The sequence below is a fragment of the Cochlodiniinecator piscidefendens genome, from assembly GCF_011326755.1.
GTDB lineage: Bacteria > Pseudomonadota > Alphaproteobacteria > Rhodobacterales > Rhodobacteraceae > Cochlodiniinecator > Cochlodiniinecator piscidefendens.
The window spans coordinates 180462-200618 of record NZ_JAAOIE010000004.1; the positions used below are offsets into that span (position 1 = coordinate 180462).

The following is a 20157-nucleotide window of genomic DNA, read 5'->3' on the forward strand; positions in this document are numbered from 1 at the left end:
GAAGAAGAAATGAAACCAACGTTAAACTCGATTCTTAAATCCGGAACCGCAGCGTTGGCCCTGACTTTAGGGGCAAACGCTGCTGTCGCTGATGAGCAAGTGGTTGTGTACCATTGGTTCGAATATATGCCGCAAGAGCTGGTGGATAAATTCACGGAAGAAACAGGTATCGAAGTTGTCATCGATACGTTTGATTCCAATGAATCATTGCTGGCATCCTTGAAGGCTGGCGCGCTTGGGACATATGACGTTGCTGTGCCGGGCGACTACATGGTTGCCATCATGAACAGCGAAGGCATGCTGGATACTCTCGAAGAGGGCGAATTGACCAATCGGGCCAATATTTCCGAAGAGTGGGCAAACCCAAGCTTTGACCCAGGTCGCCAGCATTCTATTCCCTACCAGTGGGGCTCAACCAGCTTCGCGGTGAATCGCGATGCATACTCTGGTGACATCAATACCACTGATATTCTCTTTAATCCGCCAACCGAACTGCAAGGCCGGATCAATATGTTCGATAGTCAGGGCGAAGTGATGGCATTGGCCTCCCTGCATCTTGGGATACCTCAATGTTCGACAGATCGTGCAGAATTGAGCGCGCTAAATGACCTGTTGCAAGAGGCTAAGCAGCACTGGATATCTTTCAATTCAGACACAGCAAAAGAAGTGCTGGTCTCAGGTGATGCGGCCGCAGGTATGATTTATGATGGCTTTAACGCTAAAGCACGCGAAGAGGGTGCAAATACGGAATATGCGTTCCCAACCCAAGGCTATGTTGCGTGGATGGATAACGTTGTTCTTTTAGAAGATGCACCGAACCGCGAAAACGGCATTCGGTTCATGGACTTTTTGTTAGAACCTGAAAATGCCGCAATGCTAACCAACTGGACCGCTTATGCGTCTGGTGTAGAGGGTGTGACACCTTTGCTGGACGAAGCATTACGAACACTTCCTGAGGCGAATCCACCAGCTGAGGCGGGTGCCGCGGTGTTCATTGAAGTGTGCGATCAAGAGACGCAAGCCGTTTACGATACGATTTGGACCAACCTAAAGAACTAACCTTAGGAAGATGCCGTAGGTAGGTTTATCTGCGGCATCTTCCAATCAGTGGATTTCGAGGTAAAACTTGGCGATTGAGGGTAAGTCTATTGGTTTGGGTTTCGCTTTGCTGAGCGGACTTCAGTAGGGGAACAGCCAAATTCCTTCCGATACGCGCTAGACAAAGATGACGTGGATGCAAAACCGGTCGCCATCGCAATGTGGATAAGACCCATTTTAGATCCATCAATCATTTCACGGGCTTTATTCAGGCGTAGTTTTTTGTAAAAGCGCGCTGGAGATACGCCCAAGGTTAATTTGAACATACGTTCCAAATGCCGCAAAGAAATTCCAACTTCATCGGCAATTTCATGTGTCGGCAAAGCTTCGGTCAGGTTTTGTTCCATTATGTGAATGGCTTGGCCAATGTTGCGATCAAACATCGCTGAATTGTAGCTGACGCCTTTTGGTTGTTCGCTCATCCCGTTGCGAATGGTTTCCAACAGAAACTGACTTCCCAACTCGGCCAATTCATAATGGGTCATGTGTTCTGCAATACTGCTGAGAACAAATTCAATTGTTGCGCCGGAACCTGCAGACGTTGTTATGCACTTGCTTGTTTCCGAAAGTCGCGTGGAAAGCTTTGGGAAATACCCGGCCTCTTTTAAAACGATTATATCGCGCCAGTGGGTGGTTGCAGCGTGTTCAGAACTTTGGGTGCCACGAATGTAGGCGGTTGCTGCATCTGACAAAAGTGCCACGGGTCGATTGACGCGCTGCATGGCCCGTAAACGGCTTAGCCACGCTTTGGGATCGCAATGTTCAGAGCCAATTATTATCATCCAATCGGCTAACCCATAATCTACGATAGAAGGCTCTGCACGAATGATCATACCGCCGTTACCTTGTAGCAAGCCGGGGTGATCAGAAACGAAGCGCCAAGAAAATACAGTTTCACCTCTTATTTTGTTGGCTGCTTGTAACACTGTTACGATTGAGGACAGCTCCAGGGGTGCAAAGGATTTCTGCACAAATATCTCAACTTTTATAGTGTCGAGATTGTCGTCACCTGTTTGGGCGTGCGTTGGAGATGTATCATTTTTCTTCATGTTGGACAGAACTTAGTACAGCGCTTGTCGGATTGGAATGCCCGGAAACGGCATCTCAATTGACTTTAGCTAATTCCCTTATATGTTAGCGCTAACTTAACTTCATGCTGAGGGCATCATGACCACAAAAGTCGCAATCAACGGATTTGGCCGCATCGGGCGTTGTGTGCTGCGTTCTCTTATTGAATCTGGACGCTCTGATATTGAAGTGGTTGCAATCAACGATCTCGCGCCGGTGGAAACCAATGCACACCTCCTGCAATATGATACCGTGCATGGCCGTTTGAACTGCCCAGTGGCTGTGGTGGATGGGGCATTGAAGCTTGGCGATAGCATGATCCGCGTTACGGCAGAGCGGGACCCGAGCAATTTACCTTGGTCGGATGTGGATATTGCGCTCGAATGTACGGGGTTATTCACCAGCCGGGACACTGCTGCAAAACATCTACAAAACGGATCAAAGAGGGTGTTGATTTCCGCGCCGGGAAAAGATGCGGACAAAACGATCGTTTATGGTGTGAATCATAACACGTTGACGGCCAAAGATTTGATTGTTTCAAATGCGTCGTGCACGACCAATTGCCTGTCTCCGGTTGCGCAAGTGTTGGATGATACATTTGGTATCGAAACCGGATACATGACCACGATCCATAGCTATACAGGGGATCAACCAACATTAGATACAGCACATAAAGACCTGTATCGTGCGCGCGCAGCGGCGATGTCCATGATACCGACTTCAACAGGTGCAGCGCGCGCCGTGGGGCTGGTTCTACCGCAGTTGGTTGGACGTTTGGATGGTTCAGCAATTCGCGTACCAACGCCGAATGTTTCGGCGGTTGATCTGTGTTTTATGCCAAAGACTGCAACAACAGTTGATGCGGTGAATGATGCGATGCGTGCTGCTGCTCGGGGTCCTTTAAAAGGGGTGTTGGACGTGACCGATGCGCCGTTGGTGTCTTCGGATTTTAATCATGATCCGCATTCATCAATATTTGCCACCGATCAAACACGTCTTACCGATGGCGGCATGATCCGCGTATTGTCGTGGTATGATAACGAATGGGGTTTCTCGAGCCGGATGTTGGATACAGCGTCGGTTATGGCCAATCTCTAAGATTTGAGGTCTATCCATATAGAGATAGAAAGAGGCTCTAAACTGCATTTTAGAGCCTCTTTTGTCATTATTTTGCTTCAGCTTCAATTGCGCGGTTTAATAGAAGTCGGAATTGTTTAGCACCGGCATCAAGTCCTAGGTCGATATACGGTGTCGCAGGTGTTTTCATACCTGTGTGCACTTTCTCCAACACTTGGCGATCTTCTTCAAAGGCCATGTATGCGCCGGCATTCATTTTCTCTGAGACTTCTTTGTTGTTTGGGTCCGTGTTGCGATGCTGGAACCAGAAGTAACGTGTTTGATCTTCGTTGATCGGGGTCATGAAGTTATAAGAAATATTGATGTATGTCTTATCCACCGGATCTTTGCCCGGTCCGCCTGTACCCTCCGGGGTGTAGATGGACTTGTTTAGGCCAATGGCGGGATAACACATTTCGTAATGCTGCAGGCGGTCGCAGCTCCCTTCGAACTGAACCAAATCCGCGTAATATGGCGAAGGTGGGTTGCCATGGATCCAGCGTGACACCACAACACCGCGATCAGTTTTTTCTACGGAAAGTGGTTCGTCATCGGTACCGGCACCAGCAAAGGACGTGACATGCACCCAAGCGACGTGGCTGGGATCGAGTAGATTGTCACAAACCCATAGGTAGTTGCAGTCGATGTCCAAAACGCCACCATCGGTGTATCCCCAGGTGTCATTATCGAAGTTTTCGACTGGGAAAATCTTATCAGGGTCTGCAAGTTCTGGATCGCCCATCCAAATCCATAGCAAACGATACCGGTCAACAATAGGGTAAGAGCGAACAACAGCACGGCGGGGGATTTGGCCCTGTTGTGTTGGTGCAGCGACACATTTACCGGAACAATTGAAAGTGAGGCCATGATAGCCGCATTCGACGTTGTCACCAATAAGACGCCCTTCAGAAAGGGGGAGCTTACGGTGAGGGCATGCATCCTCCAGAGCGACGGGTTGACCATCTTCTTGACGATAGATGACAATGTTTTCACCAAGGTATGTTTCAGCCTTTAACTCACGGCCATAGTCTTTGCTCCAGCCTGCAACATACCAGCAATTTCTTAAAAACATTGTTCTCTCCGCTTCAATTTCGTGGCTGGGTAATTATTGCAATGCCTTGGATCAGATTCCTACAGTGAATCGTTTATGTATGGTATTAGCAAACCTAATCACTCTCCTAGATAACGTCAGGAATTGGGCGCTGATTATCTGCCTCGAGTTTAATCCACCTTATGAATTCTTTTATCTTCCGAGATTCCTTGGCCCGATGTGGATAAACTAGCCAATAAGCCAGTGGTGAATCTGCGACTTGGGAAAAAGGGCGCACGAGACGCCCGTCATAAAGCGCATCAATCACCAAAGGTTCTCGCCCTAAGGCAACACCAAGCCCTTCGATAGCGGCCTGAATAACCATATTTGATTGCCCAAACCTGCGCGCTTTGGCGCCCGAAGGGAGGCTCAGATCGTTTTGCTTGGCCCAATATTCCCAATCTGGTTTTGCGCCATGAAATCTATCGATCTCGTCGTGCAACAATGTTTGTGTGCTCAGGCTTTCTAAATCAGTTATGGGGGAGGCACCTTCGAGCAGGGATGGCGCGCACACGGGAAAAATTCGCTCTCCCATCAGGCGCTCCACCTCAAATCCGGGATTGTCACCATATCCATAACGAATTGCAATATCGGCATTATTCGCTGAAAACGGAGCTTGTCCAGTATCCGTCGTGATGGAAATCGATAAGTCCGGGTGTGCTACGTCAAATCTGAGCAAGCGTGGAAACAACCAAGTAAAAGCAAAGCCAGGTAAGCAGCTAATAACAATGGTGTTGTCGGTTCGTTTCTGATCACGAAGTTCATTGCAAACTTCGGAAATACGTCCCAATCCCTCTGAAATGGCACGCGCCAATTTTTCGCCTTCGCGGGTCGGTGTCGAAAGACGGGCACCTCGAACAAGCAGCTCAATACCTAGCCATTGCTCGAGCGAGCGGACATGCTGACTGACGGCACTTTGACTTACCCCCAACTCGTCGGCGGCAGCACTGAAATTAGATTTGCGAACAACGGCTTCGAAGGCGCGTAACGTTGTGTATGGCAGGTTCAGGATCATATTAGTAAGGCTAATGATTTTCATAATATCTTTCAAATGGTTTCACAACTCTGTGAAGGCGAGAATGAGGCATTCTGAGGAGAGTCCCCTAATGTCTGAAATTACCCCTGAAAAAGGCGCGGAAAATCTATTATTGAACTGTGCGAAGGCGCAGGAAGGTGATCGTTTGCTTATTGCTTATGAATCGCCTGATTTTGGATACTTCGATGCTGGTTCTGTTGCTTGTGTTACACGTGCAGCCCATACGTTGGGTTTAAAAGTTGATGCCATTGATGTTGGTTTTAACCCTGAAGACCCTCAGTTGACTCCGGAGCTTTTGAAAAGCTTTGAAAAAGCAGACATCATTCTTTTCCTTGCGCGTCTTGGTGACCAATTGCGGTTTTCCGACATGCCCGTTGGGAAAAAGATTATTGTAAGTTTTGCCGTAACGCAGGAACTGTTTGGATCTGGTTTCAGTAACGGGCACCACGACGCATTTATGAAGTTAAAGGAGCTCGTGAACCAAACTTTGGCCACAGCGAAAGAAGTGCGAGTAACCTGTCCGCTGGGAACTGATTTTTTCGGCGTGCCGGAAATGAACATGACCGCATCTGGCGATACATCGATTTTACGGTTCCCAATGTCGGTCTTTACGCCCGTTCCTGCACACAGTTTTTCGGGCAAAGTCGCGATGTCGTTTTTAACTGGGACGGGCTCCAGATATTACGACAACTATAATGTTGAATTCGATGGTCCGGTGTTTGCGCTTTTGTCAAAAGGGCGTTTGACTGGATTTGATGGTTCTCCATCTGATGTTGAGAAGGCGGAACAGCACTACGATTATGTGTCGAACCTGTTTAATATTGATCGGAACTTTGTGCATTCTTGGCATGCCGGGATTCATCCTGGGTGCGGTTATCCGTGGGATATGAGAGAGAATTATGAACGTTGGGGTGGGGCCGCGTTTGGAAATCCACGGATTTTGCATTTTCACACCTGCGGTGCGTATGCCCCCGGTGAAATTTCATGGAATGTCGTTGACCCCACAATCGTTGTAGATGGCATTACCCTGTGGGAAAATGGCGTTTTCTATGCGGATCGTGTTGTGGGTGGATCAGCTGTGCTTGCGGATTACTCGTGCGCTGCGGATCTATTTGCAGACCCGGACAAAGATATCGGTTTCCGTAAAGCTAGTTAATTATTGAATGAATGGAAGAATGAAAAAAGCTGAGGCGATTGCCTCAGCTTTTTTTGTTTAACTTTTTGTTTCCAGTTTTCGGAACAGCATAGATAATCCAAAGCATAATATAAAATAGAATGCGGCGGTGGTTATCCAGGCTTCGAAGATCAAGCGTGTGGAGGCAACTAGTTCAACCGTTTTGTAGGTCAGCTCCTGTACCGAAATCAAAGAGATGATAGAGCTATCTTTGATCAAAGTAATGAACTGGTTTGCCATAGGTGGAACCACTTTTTTCAGCGCTTGAGGTAAAACAATATACCGCAACTCTTGCATATGAGACATGCCGATGGAACGCGCGGCTTCTCTTTGGCCTTTGCCTACGGATTGAATGCCTGCACGAACAATTTCGCCCACAAATGCGCTTTCGAACAGGGCCAAAACAATAACACCTGACACCAACGATGGGAACTGGCGCATGTTGCCAAAGAAGAATTCCCATATGCCGCGATTTTCTTGTCTGGCGATGCTGCGTGACCAAGCCTCTAGGTTTAGGGCCTCGATCAACTGTTGAGATAGGAAGAAAAAGAAGATGAATACGATAACAACCGGTGGGATGTTGCGTAAAAATTCAAGATAAGTTCTCGCGAGCATTCTGATTGTCAGATTGGCGGAACATCGGGCAACGCCCAGTATAGTCCCTAAAATCAGCGCAAGTATACTTGCGTAAATGCTGATGCGGACGGTTGCAGCTAACCCTTGAAGGAGAAGATTTGCAAACCACTCTTCACGACCAGTGTGCCAGCGCAAAATGTAGTTTGGGATAAGTTCCCAACGCCAAGCATAGTTGAGCGTTCCTTCGATTGTGAACCAGATGTAGCCAACAAATGTAGCCAAAACTACAAGGATTACATAGTCTAACCAACGAAGTTTTTTGTAGAAGCTGAGCACTGCTCGTACCTTTCTATTCGCGTGCGGAGGGCGCTTTTCGCCCTCCGACAGAGATCCTTAGCCGTTATTGAGCGACTTGATCTTCCCAATCATTTCCACGGAACCAGAAGTCGTTACGTTCTTGCAACCAACCTGTGCGCCACTGACGTGCAATCCAGTTGTTGAAATAGTTCAACGCATCTGGGTCACCCTTACGCATCGCAAAAGCTTCGCCGTTTGCTTGGAATGTTTCGGTGAACGGAACATGCAAGGTGTCAGGGTAGCGGCGTGCCTCTGTCGATGGAGTTGGTTCTGACGCCATTGTTGCGTGAGCATTACCGTTCAGAACTTCTTGGGTTGCCGCGCCATCCTCATCAAACAAGAGAATGTTTGCTTCTGGGAAAATCGTTGCAATTACAGCTGCCGGAGTTGCGCCACGACGTGCAGCAAACGTAACATCAGGGCTGTTATATTCTTCTAAAGACATCCCATCTGTTAAGCTCTGGTTTGAAAGAATTGTCATACCTGAGTACGCATATGGATTAGAGAAGTTGATCGTCAGGTTGCGCTGCGGAGTGATGGACATACCAGAAATGATCACATCAAAGTTGCCAGAAACGAGCGCAGGAATAATACCATCCCAAGACGTTGGAACGAATTCTACTTCGACACCCATGTCTTCGGCCAGTTTGCGACCTACATCAAGTTCAAATCCAACGAGATCACCATTCAGGTCGCGCATGGACCATGGTGTGAACAGAGAAAGGCCAATACGGATAACGCCTTCTTCTTTGATGGATTCAATAACACTTTCGCTTGAAAGCGCCTGTGTTGATGTTTGCGCTGCCGCTGGCAGAGCTAAACTGGTTGCTGCAACTGCGGCCAGTGCGGCTCCCAAAAATCTACGAGATATATTCATTTTTCTCTCCTTGTTGGTTGGTATTATTATTGTTTAGTTATCGACTTCGTATTTCTTTTCGAGATACGAAACGCCTACGGACAGGATCAGCGTTACAACCATGTAAACGATTGCGATTGTGAACCAGATCTCGAAGCTCATGTATGTGTCAGAGATGATGTTTCGTCCGATTGTTGTCAGTTCCGCAACGGCGATGACGCTGACAATAGCCGAAGATTTCACCAGATGGACAACCTCACCAGTCATCGGTGGCAGCATAAATTTGATGGACTGTGGTAGAATGATATAGCGATAGGTTTGCGCTTTGGTCATGCCAATCGAGGTTGCGCCTTCCCATTGGCCCTGCGGAACGGCATTGATGCCAGCGCGCAAAATCTCGGAAATAAGAGCCGAGTGAAATACCGCGAGACACAATACACTGGCTGTGTAGCGGTCAAATCCGAATATTGGCCCGAGCACGTAGTAGAAAAGATAAAGCAGTACCAAGAGAGGGATGTTGCGAATAAGTTCCAAAAACCCAATCGCAACTGCTGTCCCAACAACCAGACCTGAGAGCCGTAACAAAGCAACGATAAGTCCAAGCACAGTCGCAAGAATAAATGCGGTTAGTGACAACAGTAGTGTTTGTTGAAGCCCATAGAAAATTACACCCAGCTCAAAACCTTCTTCGGTGTAGGTGTAAAGGAATTGCGGAACGCGATACCATTGCCAGTTATACCCCATGGATTGGGCACCGACGAATGAGCCATAGGCGATCCCCGAAACTATAACAAAATATAATACGATCGAGACCAGCTTGGACGCGAATATCTGTGTGATCGCGGGCGGCTTGCGTAGTGGCGCCCCCTTAATTTCGTTGGTTTGCGCAGAGCTCATCTTTAGTGCTCCAAAATTTGATCAAGGAACATACGGCAGCGTTCGCTTTTGGGGTTAGTGAAGAAGGTTTCAGGTGGCGAAACTTCGACAATGCTGCCCGCTTCCATAAACACCATCGTATCAGCAACTTTGCGTGCAAACCCCATTTCGTGTGTCACGCAAACCATGGTCATGCCAGTGTCAGCCAGTTCGACCATCACGTCCAAAACTTCGTTAATCATTTCGGGGTCAAGCGCTGAGGTGGGTTCGTCAAACAACATGATCTTGCTTTCCATGCACAGAGACCGTGCAATAGCCACGCGCTGTTGTTGCCCCCCGGAAAGCTGAGCCGGGTATTTGTCAGCTTGTTCTGGAATATGGACACGCTCTAGGTACATGCGCGCAGTTTCTTCAGCCGCGCTTTTGGAAATCTTACGAACCTTCATAGGGCCGATGGTTAGATTTTCCAGAACAGTCAGGTGCGGAAAAAGATTGAATTGTTGAAAAACCATGCCAAGCTCTTGGCGAAGGTTTCTCATTTCTTTTGAACCTTCGAATACTTCGATACCATCAATCACCAATTTTCCAGAGTTATGGTTCTCTAGTCCGTTGAAGCAACGAATGAGCGTAGATTTCCCAGAACCAGATGGACCGCAAATGACAACGCGCTCCCCTTGGTTCACCGAAATGTTGATGTCTTTGAGGGCGTGAAATGTTCCATAGAACTTATCTAGGTGCTCTACGGAAATAATCGGTGTTTCAGTGGTCATGGCGATCTTACCTAAAGTGCTGGACAGCGGAGACTTTTGAGCATTATGTATATGCTTATTGGATTCTGACAACAGTTAAATTAGCTTTTTTGTTGTTTTCTGGAATTCAAGGTGCGGAGCACTCCCGTCTCCGGCGCAGGCGCGCAATATGAGGACTAAATACGCGCCTGAAAATGTGAGAAATACTATGGCTAAAGAAATCGTAACTCCACTGACACAAGCCTTGTCAGAAGGTAAACTTACACGCGAAGAATTGAAATCGTTTATGCGCCGCTCTGATTGGCCGGCGCTGCGTCTATTAGTGGTCTGGATTGTTGTTTTATGCATGACCTCTAGTCTTATATATATGTCTTGGGACAGTTGGCTTATTTGGCCTGCAATGTTCATACATGGTATTGTAATTGTTCATCATTTTTCTCTGGAACATGAATGTGTTCATTACACCGTTTTTAGGACCAGACGTCTTAACGATATCGCGGGTTACATTTGTGGTTTGATCCTTGTTCTTCCGTTTAAACATTTCCGGTACGAACATTGCGATCACCATACATACACTCAACTAGAAGGTGAGGATCCGGAGCTAGTTCCGATGCCCCAAAACCTAGGGCAATATCTGTACTATATCTCGGCTGTTCCTTACTGGCGTACGAAGCTGACCGAACTGGTTCGGCATGTCTTTGGGCGCCTTACAGATGAAGAAAAACGCTTTGTGCCCGAAGTGGAACAAAAAACTATATACTTAGAAGCACGTTTGATGGCTGCATTTTACGTTTTGGTCTTTGGATATATGTTTGCGACAGGTTGGTATGACCTGATTTGGTACTGGTTTATTCCGCTTTTGTTAGGCGAACCGGTCATGCGATTCGTTCGGATGACGGAACATGTTGGCCGGCCTACAGTCGCGCAAATGCATGAGAATACGCGCACGAATATTGTGTCGCTGCCATGGCGGTTTCTGTGTTGGAATATGAATTATCACGCCGAACATCACTATGCGTCATCGGTACCGTTCCATGCGTTGCCACGCCTTCACGAGAAACTTAAGGGCCATATTTACGTTGAAAAAGGCGGATACATTGGCGCGCATAAGGATATTTTGACTCAGCTATTTTCCAAGAGCGAGGGTAAGTAAAATGGCCCGCGAAAAAGTTTGGAAAGATGTTATTCGGGCTGATGCGCTCGAGAAAAAGTGGGTCACACGGGTTGATTTCGGGGTGCGAAAACTGGCTGTTTATGACACCCCGTCCGGTCTTTATACGTCGCTCGCCTTGTGTAATCACGGCGGCGCGGATCTATGCGACGGGTATTTTGATGGCCATGTCATCGAGTGCCCACTTCACCAAGGGGCGTTCGATGTGCGAAGTGGGAAACCAATTTGCGCACCGACAACCCGCCAAATGAAAACATTTGAAACACGCGTACACGAAGGAATGGTTCAGATACTAACGTGACTGTTCCTTTTACGCCTTGATAGGAGAGTTCCCAGTGGGAAAGAAAGCGGCACAACCGCTCTATAAACAGATCAAAGCGCGGCTAAAAGCGCAGGTTGTTTCTGGTGAATTGTCACAAGGTGCATTGCTTCCGAGTGAAACGGAGTTAGCGGAGCGATATAGCTGTTCTCGATTGACGGTGCATCGGTCACTTCGTGAATTGGCAGACGAAGGTGTCGTGGAAAGACGGCGACGTGCGGGAACGCGCGTCGCCATGCGGGGAAATACAGGTTTACGCATCCGCTTGTCTCGGGTGACCGAAGAAATCAGCCGAAGGGGATTTGCCTATCGTTATGAATTGATCAAGTCGGTTGTCAAAACGCCTCCTCTTCATATTCATCGATTATTGGGCGGAGACCCGGAACAAGAGCACTTACATATCAAATGTTTACATTGGGCGAATAACCGTGTTTTTCAATTTGAGGATCGTTGGGTTAATCTGATCACAGTGCCAAAAGCGCAAAGCTTGTCCTTTGAAAAAATGAGTCCAAGTCTGTGGTTGTTGGATAATGTGCCTTTGTCGGATTTAGAGCACGAAATATCCGCGATCTCTGCAAAAACCCAAATAGCGAACGTTATGAAGGTGGAAAAGGGATCGCCTATTCTTGAAGTAACTCGCCGGTCTACATGGAATAATCAATCGGTGTCGTGTGCGCGGCTCATGCACCCGGGGGATTTATATTCTCTTAAGTCGGAGCGAAAAGCACTTTAGGAGCAGAATTCTTTGTAATCTTCCGCGATGGCTTTTGCAGCGACTGATATGAGTTCAGCACCATGGTCCGGACAGGCCAGTGCAGAGTGAGAACCGACGCGGCCATCTGGAAAATCTCTTCTATGTTCATCTGGGGGACCGTGGCGGTCGCCAGCGTGGGCCTTGATGTATTCCATAGAAAGCTTTTCTGGCGGGGTATCTGCTTCATGATGTGTAACAATGCGTACAAGCGCTTGGGTAATTGCGACTTCAGAAGGGGTCGCATGCATGCCTTCCCAATCTCCATACCATTTTTTGCGTAATTGATTAACCGGATCGAAATCCCACCAACTGCGAATACGCACGTTAATTTGCGGATTCTCTTCGATTGATTTGCGTAATGGCGCTAGGTTTCCCCCGTGGCCATTCAGTATATACACGTTGCGAAAGCCTTGTGTCGCTAACCCTGACAAAAGCTCGGAAACAACGGCCTGAAAAAGGGTAGGGGAAAGCGACATTGTGCCAGGAAAACCCATATTGAAAGGTGCTGGCGTATACCCAATTGCAGGGGCAACAATGGCATCCGCAATATCTGCAGCCCGCTGAGCAATGGTATCGGCACATATTGTGTCGGTACCGATCAAGCCAATGGGTCCATGTTGTTCGGTAGATCCAGTAGGCAAAAATATCGAAGGGTTTTCACCCAACTTTGCGTCAACTTCATGCCATGTCATATGCTCAAGGCGCATGTTTGGGGCTTTCACATATTGAAGAGATTTGCCGGAGTTGAAATAAAGGGGGAAATCCCCCCTTTATTGTTGTAATTTATGCCGGGGGAAGTAGGCCCCATTTGCGACCAAGCTCTTCAAAGAAACCTTGCTCTTGCTTGAGTGTGATCCAGGTGTTCACATAATTGATCCACACCTGATCAGCCTGCGGTAGCAACATTGCAATCGGTGTTGGTGCGCGGGGGCGTTCAACCGGTACGATCATCAATTGATCAAATTGGGCAACCAAAGTGTTTGCCTCTACATTTGAAGTGATGTGAGCATCCGCGCGGCCTGATAGGACCTCTTGGTAGTCACGTGCCGGAGATTCCACGATGCGGTGCTCGGCATCTGGGAAGAATTCCTTTACTTGGGTTTCTTGCGTGGTTCCAAGTGTTGCGGCAACTATGACGTCACTTGCGTTCAAATCATCCCAAGTCTGAAAGCGCTCTGCATTTTCGCCCAAAACCAGTGGAACTGTCGCTAGCGAGAAATAGCTGTTGGAGTATCCTGCGGCACGTGCACGTGAGGGTGAAACAGAAGCAGATCCTGTAATATTATATTGTCCTGCAGTTACACCGCTGACCAATGTGCCCCAATCGGTCGCAACAAATTCCACCTCAACGCCCATATCGGCCGCGAGTTGCGTCATAACGTCGATGTCATAACCTTCGTAGGAGTTGGTCGCAGGGTTGCGCATGGACATTGGGTTCCAGTCGCCGGTTGTTCCAACCTTTAACACGCCGTCGGATAAAATGGTTTGGAGTGTTGACTGTGCGTGTGCTTGGACTGAGCAGACCGCGATAGCGGCCACTGTCGCCAGTGATTTCAGTAGCTTCATTTGATCCTCCCTGATCGCTTGATTGTTTATCTTTGCGCGGTATGAGTTTTATTGCAAGAAAATAAATTAAATTGCGCACCAGTAAATATCCTGCTTATCTCTCCACAAGAAATGGGGAGGAAATAATGAACCCGGATGGCTCAAAACCGATAATTCAAATTGACAATGTATCGAAATTTTTTGGGGAATTTCAGGCACTAAAAGATGTATCACTCGACGTCGCTTTGGGAGAACGCGTTGTTGTGTGTGGTCCTTCTGGTTCTGGGAAGTCGACACTGATTCGTTGCATAAACCGGCTGGAAAAGCACGAATCAGGTGACATAATTGTTGATGGAACGACACTCACGGATCATCGGGATAGCCTGAATAAGATAAGAGCCAACGTTGGAATGGTGTTTCAACAGTTCAATTTGTTTCCGCATTTGACAGTGCTTGAAAATCTGACGTTGGGTCCTAAACGAGTGTTTGGGTTGTCAGACAAGGAAGCTGCTGAGCGCGCCATGGGATACCTTGAGCGTGTACGCATTCCCGATCAAGCAGGGAAGTATCCACGTCAACTCTCAGGTGGGCAGCAGCAGCGGGTCGCGATTGCGCGGTCGCTTTGTATGGAGCCGCGTATTCTATTGTTTGATGAACCGACGTCAGCGCTTGATCCTGAAATGATCAACGAAGTGTTGGACGTGATGGTCGAGCTTGCGGGTTCGGGTATGACGATGATTTGCGTCACGCACGAAATGGGGTTTGCCCGTCGTGTGGCAGATAAAATGGTGTTCATGGATCAAGGCGAAATCGTCGAAATTTCTGAACCGGAATCGTTCTTTACCAAACCAAAAAGTGAACGCTGCCAAACCTTCCTCGAACAAATTTTGAACCATTAGGAGCACGCTATGAAACGTCTATTTCTGTTTACCGCCTTGCTTCTGACCTTGTCGGGTTGTTCTGGAAACTGGGGTTGGTATGTGGTCGATCCTACAACCAATTCAGGTTGGACCAATCTATCCTTTATGATTTCAGGTGCCAAAAATACCCTGTTGGTTTCTTTCGTCGCAATTTTCTTTTCCGTTATCATCGGATTGATTGTTGCACTGCCGGGGTTATCCTCGAATCCAACATTGCGCCGAATGAATGTTTTCTACGTCGAAGTGGTGCGTTCTGTACCGATCCTCGTTTTGATATTGTGGGTGTTCTATGGCCTGCCAGAATTAACAGGCATCCGTCTGAATGTGTTCTGGGCTGGCGTTGTTGCGCTTGCATTGTCTGATAGCGCATTCCAAGCGGAAATTTTCCGTGCCGGGATTCAATCAATCAACAAAGGTCAGTACGAAGCGTCGCAATCCATTTCGCTGAATTACCGCGACACGATGCGGTTTGTGATCCTGCCACAAGCCATCCGTCGCATTCTTCCGGCACTTGGGAACCAGTTGGTCTACATGATCAAAATGTCTTCGCTGGTTTCTGTGATTGGGCTCCAGGAACTGACGCGCAATGCCAAAGAGTTGGTCGTAACGGAATACAGAACACTCGAAATCTACACGATCCTGATTTTGGAATATCTCGTGATTATCCTAATTGTTTCGGCAGCGGTGCGCTGGCTGGAACGCAAATTGAAAACAGACGAACGCTAAGGGGACCTATTATGTCAGCATGGATTAAAATGATTTCCGATGAGGATGCAGACGAAACGCTGAAAATGGCGCTGGATTTTGCACGCACACCACACGGAACGGTCGATAACGTAATGCGGGTGCATTCTTTGCGTCCCAGCACAATGAATGGCCACGTCACACTATATCGGGCGTGTCTTCACGACGAGGGTAACACGATCCCAATGTGGTTTCAGGAGGTGATCAGTTCGTATGTCTCGACATTGAATGCTTGCCCGTATTCTTATGCAAATCACTGGTCAAATGCGCGCCATTTGATCGGAGATGATGAAAAGGCAGACAAGGTTGAAGCAGCTCTTAAAGCGCGTAAGCCTGAGGATGTTTTTGAAGGCGGCGAACTTGCGCTCCTTCAATATACTGAAAAGCTAACGATTAAACCCGGTGCGATTGTACAGTCCGATATTCAGGCACTGAAGGATGCAGGCGTGCCCGATGGTGAAATTTTGGAAGCAAACCAAATCATCGGTTACTTCAACTACGCAAATCGCTTGCTAAATGGGTTGGGTGTCACCACAGACGGTGATGTTGTTGGCTATTATGCTAAGTCGGAAGAGGACGCTTAAACACAATGTCAGATGATGCCGCAGGCGAAGGAATAGACCAAGCGATTGGAGCAGCATTAAAAGAACTGCGCATTGAGCGAGGTCTTTCGGCGCGGCATCTTTCAGCGCAATCCGATATTTCAGCTGCAATGATCAGTCGGATTGAAAACGGACTGGTTTCTCCTTCTATAAGTACGCTGTGTGCTTTGGCAAAGGCGCTTGCAGTCCCGCTCGCAAACCTATTTCGGGATGCGCGCACTTTGCATACAGATTTTACCTTTGTGCGTGCAGGCGAGGGTCTGAAATCAACACGCATATCGGATGACCATGTTCATGAATATGTGAATTTGGCCATCCATATGCGCGGCGATATGCAGTTCCAAGCGCGTCGCGTTACACTCCAACGCGAAGGCGGGCATCCTCCGACATATGTCGGAAATGGTGTCGTGTTTATCCAAGCTTTGGAAGGTGAAGCCGTGTACCGTTATGGGCAACAAACCTTCACGATGCGATCTGGTGACAGCATTAGTGTCGATTCAGAACTAAACCATGGCTTCGTCGAAGTCCTAACCCCCGAGTTTGTCTTTTTAACAGTACAGGCTGAAACTCGATGAAAGAAGCTTATGGCGAAAAAACGCACAACGGATCTGACCACAGGTCCAATCTCTAGCCATTTTAAAACGTTAGCGATCCCTGCGGCGATTGGGATGCTGTTTAATACGCTTTATAATGTCGTCGATATCTTCTTTGCTGGTTTGCTATCCACGGATGCCCAAGCGGGTCTCGCACTGGGGTTTCAAGCCTTTTACATTGTGATGGCTGTTGGGTTCGGTTTGGGGGCCGCGATGGGTGCCTTGATTGGGAATGCCTTAGGGCAAAAAGATGCGCGCGCAACGCGGCGGTTGGCTGTGCAGGGTATCAGTTACGGTGCAATTGCTTCTGTTGTGTTGATGGGGTTTGGGGCTTGGTTCGGTCCAATTGTGATCGCATGGGTATCCGAGCCGGGTGCATATCGCGAAGCGGGCCAGCAATATTACATGTGGCTTTTGCTGGCATTACCGGGGTTTTTACTGGGTTATGCTTGCAATGGGATTTTACAGGCTCAGGGTGATAGCCTTTCGATGCAGCGTGCGTTGATGGTGGCATTCGTTGCTAACATTGGTTTGAACCCATTGTTGATTTATGGCGTCCCCGGCGTGTGGAGCGGTATGGGGTTTAACGGGATCGCGGCATCGACGGTAATCAGTCAAACTGGCGTGATGTTGTATCTATTGCTGCGTGTGCTCGGGTCTGATGTGTTGGTTGGTCTGCGGGCCAGAAACTTTATCCCGCGATGGTTCAGTGTGCGGGAAATTACCGTGCAATCCTTACCGACCAGTTTTGCGATGTTGGTTATGTTCATGTCTGGCTTTGTGGTGCAGTTCGCCCTCAAGGGGTTTGGGGAACATGCGATTGCGGGGTTTGGAATTGGGATTCGGATTGAACAAATCCTTCTTTTGCCTGTGCTTGGTATCACGGGGGCGCTGTTGCCAATTGCATCGCAAAATTATGGGGCACAAAACTTTGATCGCGTCCGAGAGTCTTTGTTTTACTGTTGGAAAATTGGTTTCATTCTGACCGGGCTCTCTTTGCCTATTCTATGGTTCGGTGGACGTTATGCGATGGCTCTGTTTACGGACGATCCCGAAGTTATTCGCGTCGGTGCAATTTACCTTCGGGTCGATAGTGTGATCTTGCCAGTTTATATGATGTTGTTTGCGATCAATTCTTTCTTGCAGGCAATGAAAAAACCGATTTGGACCCTTTGGATTGGTATCTATAGGCAAGGGTTCGGCGTCATGTTCTTTGTCTGGATCTTTGTTGGATTGCTGAATTTCACCGAGATTGGGGTGTGGTTTGGTGTTGCATGCGCTGTGATAACAGGATGGCTCGTTTCTTTGCTTGTTGCGACCAAAATTGCAGATAAGCAAATCGGTGGTCTTTGGCGGGGCGGCGAAGTAACGCAAAAGGTGCCGAGTTAAACAATGTTTTAGAATTTCCCCTGTTTCTGAACCAGTGCTGTTTCGGAAATGGGGGATATTCAAGGGTCACGCCCAAAAAGCGTTTTCATACTGTCTTAGATTCATCGTGCCGACAGAAGAATGGAGTTTTTCGGTAGAAATTTTGTCGCGCTTTCTGATCGGGCAACAAAACCGTAGACACATGAAACCATCTTGTCAGCGCTCGGCAGGCTGGGTGAAAAGACTGATTCCGTCGTACTGTTAGCATTTTTCGCGGGCACCTAGGCTTTGCTTGATGACATCAATCTCGCTTTGAAGGTGCGAGCCATTGTACACGATCGATGTTTCATGGCGTGCATATCGGCCTTTTCGATCAGCGCTTAGCCAATTGTAGGAACCGATGCAAAGTCGGTTGGCGTCGCCTTCGGAGGAGCCCTTGCCGAACGCGTCGATGATGTTTGTTACAGCCTGATTGTTGGTAGACGCCGCGACGATAACGGGTGGCGTATTTTTCTCAAGAGCTGCGCGAACCTAGGCATCTGCAATGACCGACAAGAGCATAGTCGTCTTGCCTGTTCCAGGAGGCCCGTTGACAGCAAAAACATCGCCGGGCTTTCCGGTTACGAGACACGAAAGAACCTGACGTTGTTGATCCGCGAGCGGAAATTTATCGCTGGCATGTCCCAGTCGATTTATGAAGGTTGCTTCCGTTTGAGGGGACAGTTCCTTTTTGGGTGAAGGCAATCCGGCTAGATTTTCTAAGAGCGGAGCTTTGTGTTTTTTGCAAAGTAGCGTGTCATAAAGGCTGATAACCTGCGCTACAGCTGCGGTAGCCTCGCCAGAAACCTCCATAAACCCAACACCGGCGGGGACATAATTATCATCGTCAGATGGCCACCCGGGCGAAACGGCATCGAGCATCGCGCGACAGTGTTTTAGATATTGGTCCCAAACTGGGGATTTTTCGTCAGGCGAGAAGGGCGATGCTGAAAGAAAGGTGTCGAAATCTTCAACCTTGCCGAGCGAAAAAACATCGTTGGGGAGTGGCTTCAGAACGTCTCTCACAATGACGTTTCGGGAAGGTCTATACTGCCGTCTTCATCGACGGCCGCCTCTGTAACTACTGGTGCGACGATTTCTGGAAAACCATTGGATATAGTCGCACCGTGGGAAGTTCTCCGAGCCATGACCATCGGCCAGATTTGTACGGCTACCACCTTGGTATCCGGCTTCTGTCCTTCAAAAACTTTGCGGACCTGGTTCTTGGGCAGCGTTCCATCGCGCAGCGTGTCTTTGGACAGTTCGATGAAATCCTTCCGATCCCGCTGCCTGAAGCGACCCCGCCCCAATGCACCATCCGCCAACGACGCACGCCAATAACCTAAAGTCTCATAGAACCCACTATTCATCGCAATCTGCCAAATGCAGTGCCCGAACCGTACAATGGGTTGGTGCGAGCTAATTATTCAATACAACCCAAGGCATAATGCTCGCTATTGCGAGCGGCGTCGCAGCTGTTTGCAAGAAACCTTCGGTCCTCTTCCAACATTCGCCAAACGTCGTTTGCATTAATTAGATTGTTGGAGAGTAAAATGACACATTGTTAAACGGCCGATCTACATTTCGGCCACGATAACATCATTCGTTTTGCAAGCGACCTTTCTCAACTGCAGCGGAGATGGATGCAAAGATCATTGCCAATCTTTGGGAGTGCATTGGGCCAGAAGGCCATCTTTGGATTCTTGGTGATTTTGCGTGGGGTAAAAGGTCTGACGATACCGAATGGCTGCAGAACATCTTTGGTCAACTGCCTGGTCAGCGTAGGCATCTCGTCATTGGCAACCATGATTTGGAGGCCACTCAGGCACTTCCGTGGGATTCCGTGCAGCACCTCAATGAACTTCGAGATGGCCCTCAAAACCAACTACATACGCTATGCCACTACCCCATGATCACTTGGAATCATGCCCGCAGGAATGCGATTCAGATGTTTGGACACGTACACGAAAACTGGAAAGGCTCCCGCAATAGCGTCAACGTCGGTGTCGACGTTTGGGATTTCAAACCGGTGCGGTTTGAAGATGTTGAGCGTCGAGCCAAAAAGTTGCCGGTAAACAAGCATTGCCGACTTTGACCACGAACTCA

23 protein-coding genes are annotated in these 20157 nt (G+C 48.3%); 12 read left to right on the top strand and 11 right to left on the bottom strand.

Going from position 1 to position 20157, the window contains the following annotated elements:
* The first annotated feature begins 9 nt into the window (after nucleotides 1-9).
* Entirely contained in the window at nucleotides 10-1059 is a 1050-nt protein-coding gene (locus tag G9C99_RS12400) for an extracellular solute-binding protein (RefSeq protein ID WP_166417828.1), read from the top strand.
* Between the two features lie 86 nt (nucleotides 1060-1145).
* Here the strand turns inward: G9C99_RS12400 and G9C99_RS12405 are convergent, their stop codons facing one another.
* Entirely contained in the window at nucleotides 1146-2147 is a 1002-nt protein-coding gene (locus G9C99_RS12405; RefSeq protein WP_166417829.1) for a GlxA family transcriptional regulator, read from the bottom strand.
* Between the two features lie 118 nt (nucleotides 2148-2265).
* On the opposite strand from G9C99_RS12405, the gene gap reads away from it, so the two are divergent.
* Nucleotides 2266-3264, top strand: coding sequence for a type I glyceraldehyde-3-phosphate dehydrogenase (gene gap / locus G9C99_RS12410; RefSeq protein WP_166417830.1), 999 nt, complete (start codon nucleotides 2266-2268; stop codon nucleotides 3262-3264).
* A 67-nt stretch (nucleotides 3265-3331) separates the two neighbouring features.
* On the opposite strand, the gene G9C99_RS12415 is transcribed toward gap, so the two are convergent.
* Nucleotides 3332-4354, bottom strand: coding sequence for an aromatic ring-hydroxylating dioxygenase subunit alpha (locus tag G9C99_RS12415; RefSeq protein WP_166417831.1), 1023 nt, complete (start codon nucleotides 4352-4354; stop codon nucleotides 3332-3334).
* A 106-nt stretch (nucleotides 4355-4460) separates the two neighbouring features.
* A complete protein-coding gene (locus tag G9C99_RS12420; RefSeq protein ID WP_231704059.1) occupies nucleotides 4461-5411 on the bottom strand; it encodes a LysR substrate-binding domain-containing protein in 951 nt (316 codons plus the stop codon).
* Nucleotides 5412-5478: 67 nt separating this feature from the next.
* Here G9C99_RS12420 and G9C99_RS12425 point away from each other — a divergent pair, with 67 nt between their 5' ends.
* The gene (locus tag G9C99_RS12425) at nucleotides 5479-6564 is read left to right on the top strand and encodes a hypothetical protein (RefSeq protein ID WP_166417832.1); all 1086 of its coding nucleotides are present in this window, start codon (nucleotides 5479-5481) and stop codon (nucleotides 6562-6564) included.
* Between the two features lie 57 nt (nucleotides 6565-6621).
* Here the strand turns inward: G9C99_RS12425 and G9C99_RS12430 are convergent, their stop codons facing one another.
* The 4 genes from G9C99_RS12430 to G9C99_RS12445 form a co-directional block, all read right to left on the bottom strand.
* Nucleotides 6622-7494, bottom strand: a complete 873-nt coding sequence (locus tag G9C99_RS12430; protein ID WP_166417833.1) for an amino acid ABC transporter permease — start codon at nucleotides 7492-7494, stop codon at nucleotides 6622-6624.
* Between the two features lie 64 nt (nucleotides 7495-7558).
* A complete protein-coding gene (locus tag G9C99_RS12435; RefSeq protein ID WP_166417834.1) occupies nucleotides 7559-8392 on the bottom strand; it encodes a transporter substrate-binding domain-containing protein in 834 nt (277 codons plus the stop codon).
* A gap of 33 nt (nucleotides 8393-8425) precedes the next feature.
* Complete coding sequence (locus G9C99_RS12440) at nucleotides 8426-9268, bottom strand: amino acid ABC transporter permease (protein WP_166417835.1); 843 nt, start codon at nucleotides 9266-9268, stop codon at nucleotides 8426-8428.
* A 2-nt stretch (nucleotides 9269-9270) separates the two neighbouring features.
* The gene (locus tag G9C99_RS12445; protein ID WP_166417836.1) at nucleotides 9271-10017 is read right to left on the bottom strand and encodes an amino acid ABC transporter ATP-binding protein; all 747 of its coding nucleotides are present in this window, start codon (nucleotides 10015-10017) and stop codon (nucleotides 9271-9273) included.
* A gap of 187 nt (nucleotides 10018-10204) precedes the next feature.
* On the opposite strand from G9C99_RS12445, the gene G9C99_RS12450 reads away from it, so the two are divergent.
* Genes G9C99_RS12450 through G9C99_RS12460 form a run of 3 tightly spaced genes read left to right on the top strand, consistent with a single transcriptional unit; the run spans nucleotide 10205 to nucleotide 12219 of the window.
* A complete protein-coding gene (locus G9C99_RS12450) occupies nucleotides 10205-11149 on the top strand; it encodes a fatty acid desaturase family protein (protein ID WP_166417837.1) in 945 nt (314 codons plus the stop codon).
* A gap of 1 nt (nucleotide 11150) precedes the next feature.
* Complete coding sequence (locus G9C99_RS12455) at nucleotides 11151-11468, top strand: non-heme iron oxygenase ferredoxin subunit (protein WP_166417838.1); 318 nt, start codon at nucleotides 11151-11153, stop codon at nucleotides 11466-11468.
* A gap of 34 nt (nucleotides 11469-11502) precedes the next feature.
* Nucleotides 11503-12219 carry a GntR family transcriptional regulator gene (locus tag G9C99_RS12460; RefSeq protein ID WP_166417839.1) on the top strand — a complete coding sequence of 239 codons (717 nt, stop codon included), beginning with the start codon at nucleotides 11503-11505 and terminating at the stop codon, nucleotides 12217-12219.
* Here G9C99_RS12460 and G9C99_RS12465 read toward each other — a convergent pair.
* Nucleotides 12216-12947 carry a creatininase family protein gene (locus G9C99_RS12465; protein WP_166417840.1) on the bottom strand — a complete coding sequence of 244 codons (732 nt, stop codon included), beginning with the start codon at nucleotides 12945-12947 and terminating at the stop codon, nucleotides 12216-12218. The genes G9C99_RS12460 and G9C99_RS12465 overlap by 4 nt on opposite strands.
* Nucleotides 12948-13023: 76 nt before the next feature.
* Entirely contained in the window at nucleotides 13024-13806 is a 783-nt protein-coding gene (locus G9C99_RS12470; protein ID WP_166417841.1) for a transporter substrate-binding domain-containing protein, read from the bottom strand.
* A gap of 125 nt (nucleotides 13807-13931) precedes the next feature.
* On the opposite strand from G9C99_RS12470, the gene G9C99_RS12475 reads away from it, so the two are divergent.
* The 5 genes from G9C99_RS12475 to G9C99_RS12495 are packed head-to-tail and all read left to right on the top strand — an operon-like array spanning nucleotide 13932 to nucleotide 18033.
* Entirely contained in the window at nucleotides 13932-14684 is a 753-nt protein-coding gene (locus tag G9C99_RS12475) for an amino acid ABC transporter ATP-binding protein (protein WP_166417842.1), read from the top strand.
* A gap of 9 nt (nucleotides 14685-14693) precedes the next feature.
* Nucleotides 14694-15431, top strand: coding sequence for an amino acid ABC transporter permease (locus tag G9C99_RS12480; protein ID WP_166417843.1), 738 nt, complete (start codon nucleotides 14694-14696; stop codon nucleotides 15429-15431).
* 11 nt (nucleotides 15432-15442) lie between these two features.
* The gene (locus tag G9C99_RS12485; RefSeq protein ID WP_166417844.1) at nucleotides 15443-16033 is read left to right on the top strand and encodes a carboxymuconolactone decarboxylase family protein; all 591 of its coding nucleotides are present in this window, start codon (nucleotides 15443-15445) and stop codon (nucleotides 16031-16033) included.
* A gap of 5 nt (nucleotides 16034-16038) precedes the next feature.
* Nucleotides 16039-16626, top strand: a complete 588-nt coding sequence (locus G9C99_RS12490; protein WP_166417845.1) for a helix-turn-helix domain-containing protein — start codon at nucleotides 16039-16041, stop codon at nucleotides 16624-16626.
* Nucleotides 16627-16635: 9 nt separating this feature from the next.
* The gene (locus G9C99_RS12495; RefSeq protein WP_166417846.1) at nucleotides 16636-18033 is read left to right on the top strand and encodes an MATE family efflux transporter; all 1398 of its coding nucleotides are present in this window, start codon (nucleotides 16636-16638) and stop codon (nucleotides 18031-18033) included.
* A 510-nt stretch (nucleotides 18034-18543) separates the two neighbouring features.
* Here G9C99_RS12495 and G9C99_RS12500 read toward each other — a convergent pair.
* Both G9C99_RS12500 and G9C99_RS12505 read right to left on the bottom strand, forming a co-directional pair.
* Nucleotides 18544-19077, bottom strand: a complete 534-nt coding sequence (locus G9C99_RS12500; RefSeq protein ID WP_166417847.1) for a hypothetical protein — start codon at nucleotides 19075-19077, stop codon at nucleotides 18544-18546.
* Entirely contained in the window at nucleotides 19074-19421 is a 348-nt protein-coding gene (locus G9C99_RS12505) for a hypothetical protein (protein ID WP_166417848.1), read from the bottom strand. The genes G9C99_RS12500 and G9C99_RS12505 overlap by 4 nt, the downstream gene beginning before the upstream one ends.
* Before the next feature lie 269 nt (nucleotides 19422-19690).
* On the opposite strand from G9C99_RS12505, the gene G9C99_RS12510 reads away from it, so the two are divergent.
* A complete protein-coding gene (locus tag G9C99_RS12510) occupies nucleotides 19691-20146 on the top strand; it encodes a metallophosphoesterase (protein WP_231704060.1) in 456 nt (151 codons plus the stop codon).
* Nucleotides 20147-20157 lie beyond the last annotated feature (11 nt).

Coding starts and splice junctions, on each gene's coding strand:
- G9C99_RS12400 (WP_166417828.1), top strand. CDS start 10: ATGAAACCAACGTTAAACTCGATTCTTAAATCCGGAACCGCAGCGTTG.
- G9C99_RS12405 (WP_166417829.1), bottom strand. CDS start 2,147: ATGAAGAAAAATGATACATCTCCAACGCACGCCCAAACAGGTGACGAC.
- gap (WP_166417830.1), top strand. CDS start 2,266: ATGACCACAAAAGTCGCAATCAACGGATTTGGCCGCATCGGGCGTTGT.
- G9C99_RS12415 (WP_166417831.1), bottom strand. CDS start 4,354: ATGTTTTTAAGAAATTGCTGGTATGTTGCAGGCTGGAGCAAAGACTAT.
- G9C99_RS12420 (WP_231704059.1), bottom strand. CDS start 5,411: ATGAAAATCATTAGCCTTACTAATATGATCCTGAACCTGCCATACACA.
- G9C99_RS12425 (WP_166417832.1), top strand. CDS start 5,479: ATGTCTGAAATTACCCCTGAAAAAGGCGCGGAAAATCTATTATTGAAC.
- G9C99_RS12435 (WP_166417834.1), bottom strand. CDS start 8,392: ATGAATATATCTCGTAGATTTTTGGGAGCCGCACTGGCCGCAGTTGCA.
- G9C99_RS12440 (WP_166417835.1), bottom strand. CDS start 9,268: ATGAGCTCTGCGCAAACCAACGAAATTAAGGGGGCGCCACTACGCAAG.
- G9C99_RS12445 (WP_166417836.1), bottom strand. CDS start 10,017: ATGACCACTGAAACACCGATTATTTCCGTAGAGCACCTAGATAAGTTC.
- G9C99_RS12450 (WP_166417837.1), top strand. CDS start 10,205: ATGGCTAAAGAAATCGTAACTCCACTGACACAAGCCTTGTCAGAAGGT.
- G9C99_RS12455 (WP_166417838.1), top strand. CDS start 11,151: ATGGCCCGCGAAAAAGTTTGGAAAGATGTTATTCGGGCTGATGCGCTC.
- G9C99_RS12465 (WP_166417840.1), bottom strand. CDS start 12,947: ATGCGCCTTGAGCATATGACATGGCATGAAGTTGACGCAAAGTTGGGT.
- G9C99_RS12470 (WP_166417841.1), bottom strand. CDS start 13,806: ATGAAGCTACTGAAATCACTGGCGACAGTGGCCGCTATCGCGGTCTGC.
- G9C99_RS12475 (WP_166417842.1), top strand. CDS start 13,932: ATGAACCCGGATGGCTCAAAACCGATAATTCAAATTGACAATGTATCG.
- G9C99_RS12480 (WP_166417843.1), top strand. CDS start 14,694: ATGAAACGTCTATTTCTGTTTACCGCCTTGCTTCTGACCTTGTCGGGT.
- G9C99_RS12485 (WP_166417844.1), top strand. CDS start 15,443: ATGTCAGCATGGATTAAAATGATTTCCGATGAGGATGCAGACGAAACG.
- G9C99_RS12490 (WP_166417845.1), top strand. CDS start 16,039: ATGTCAGATGATGCCGCAGGCGAAGGAATAGACCAAGCGATTGGAGCA.
- G9C99_RS12495 (WP_166417846.1), top strand. CDS start 16,636: ATGGCGAAAAAACGCACAACGGATCTGACCACAGGTCCAATCTCTAGC.
- G9C99_RS12505 (WP_166417848.1), bottom strand. CDS start 19,421: ATGAATAGTGGGTTCTATGAGACTTTAGGTTATTGGCGTGCGTCGTTG.
- G9C99_RS12510 (WP_231704060.1), top strand. CDS start 19,691: ATGGATGCAAAGATCATTGCCAATCTTTGGGAGTGCATTGGGCCAGAA.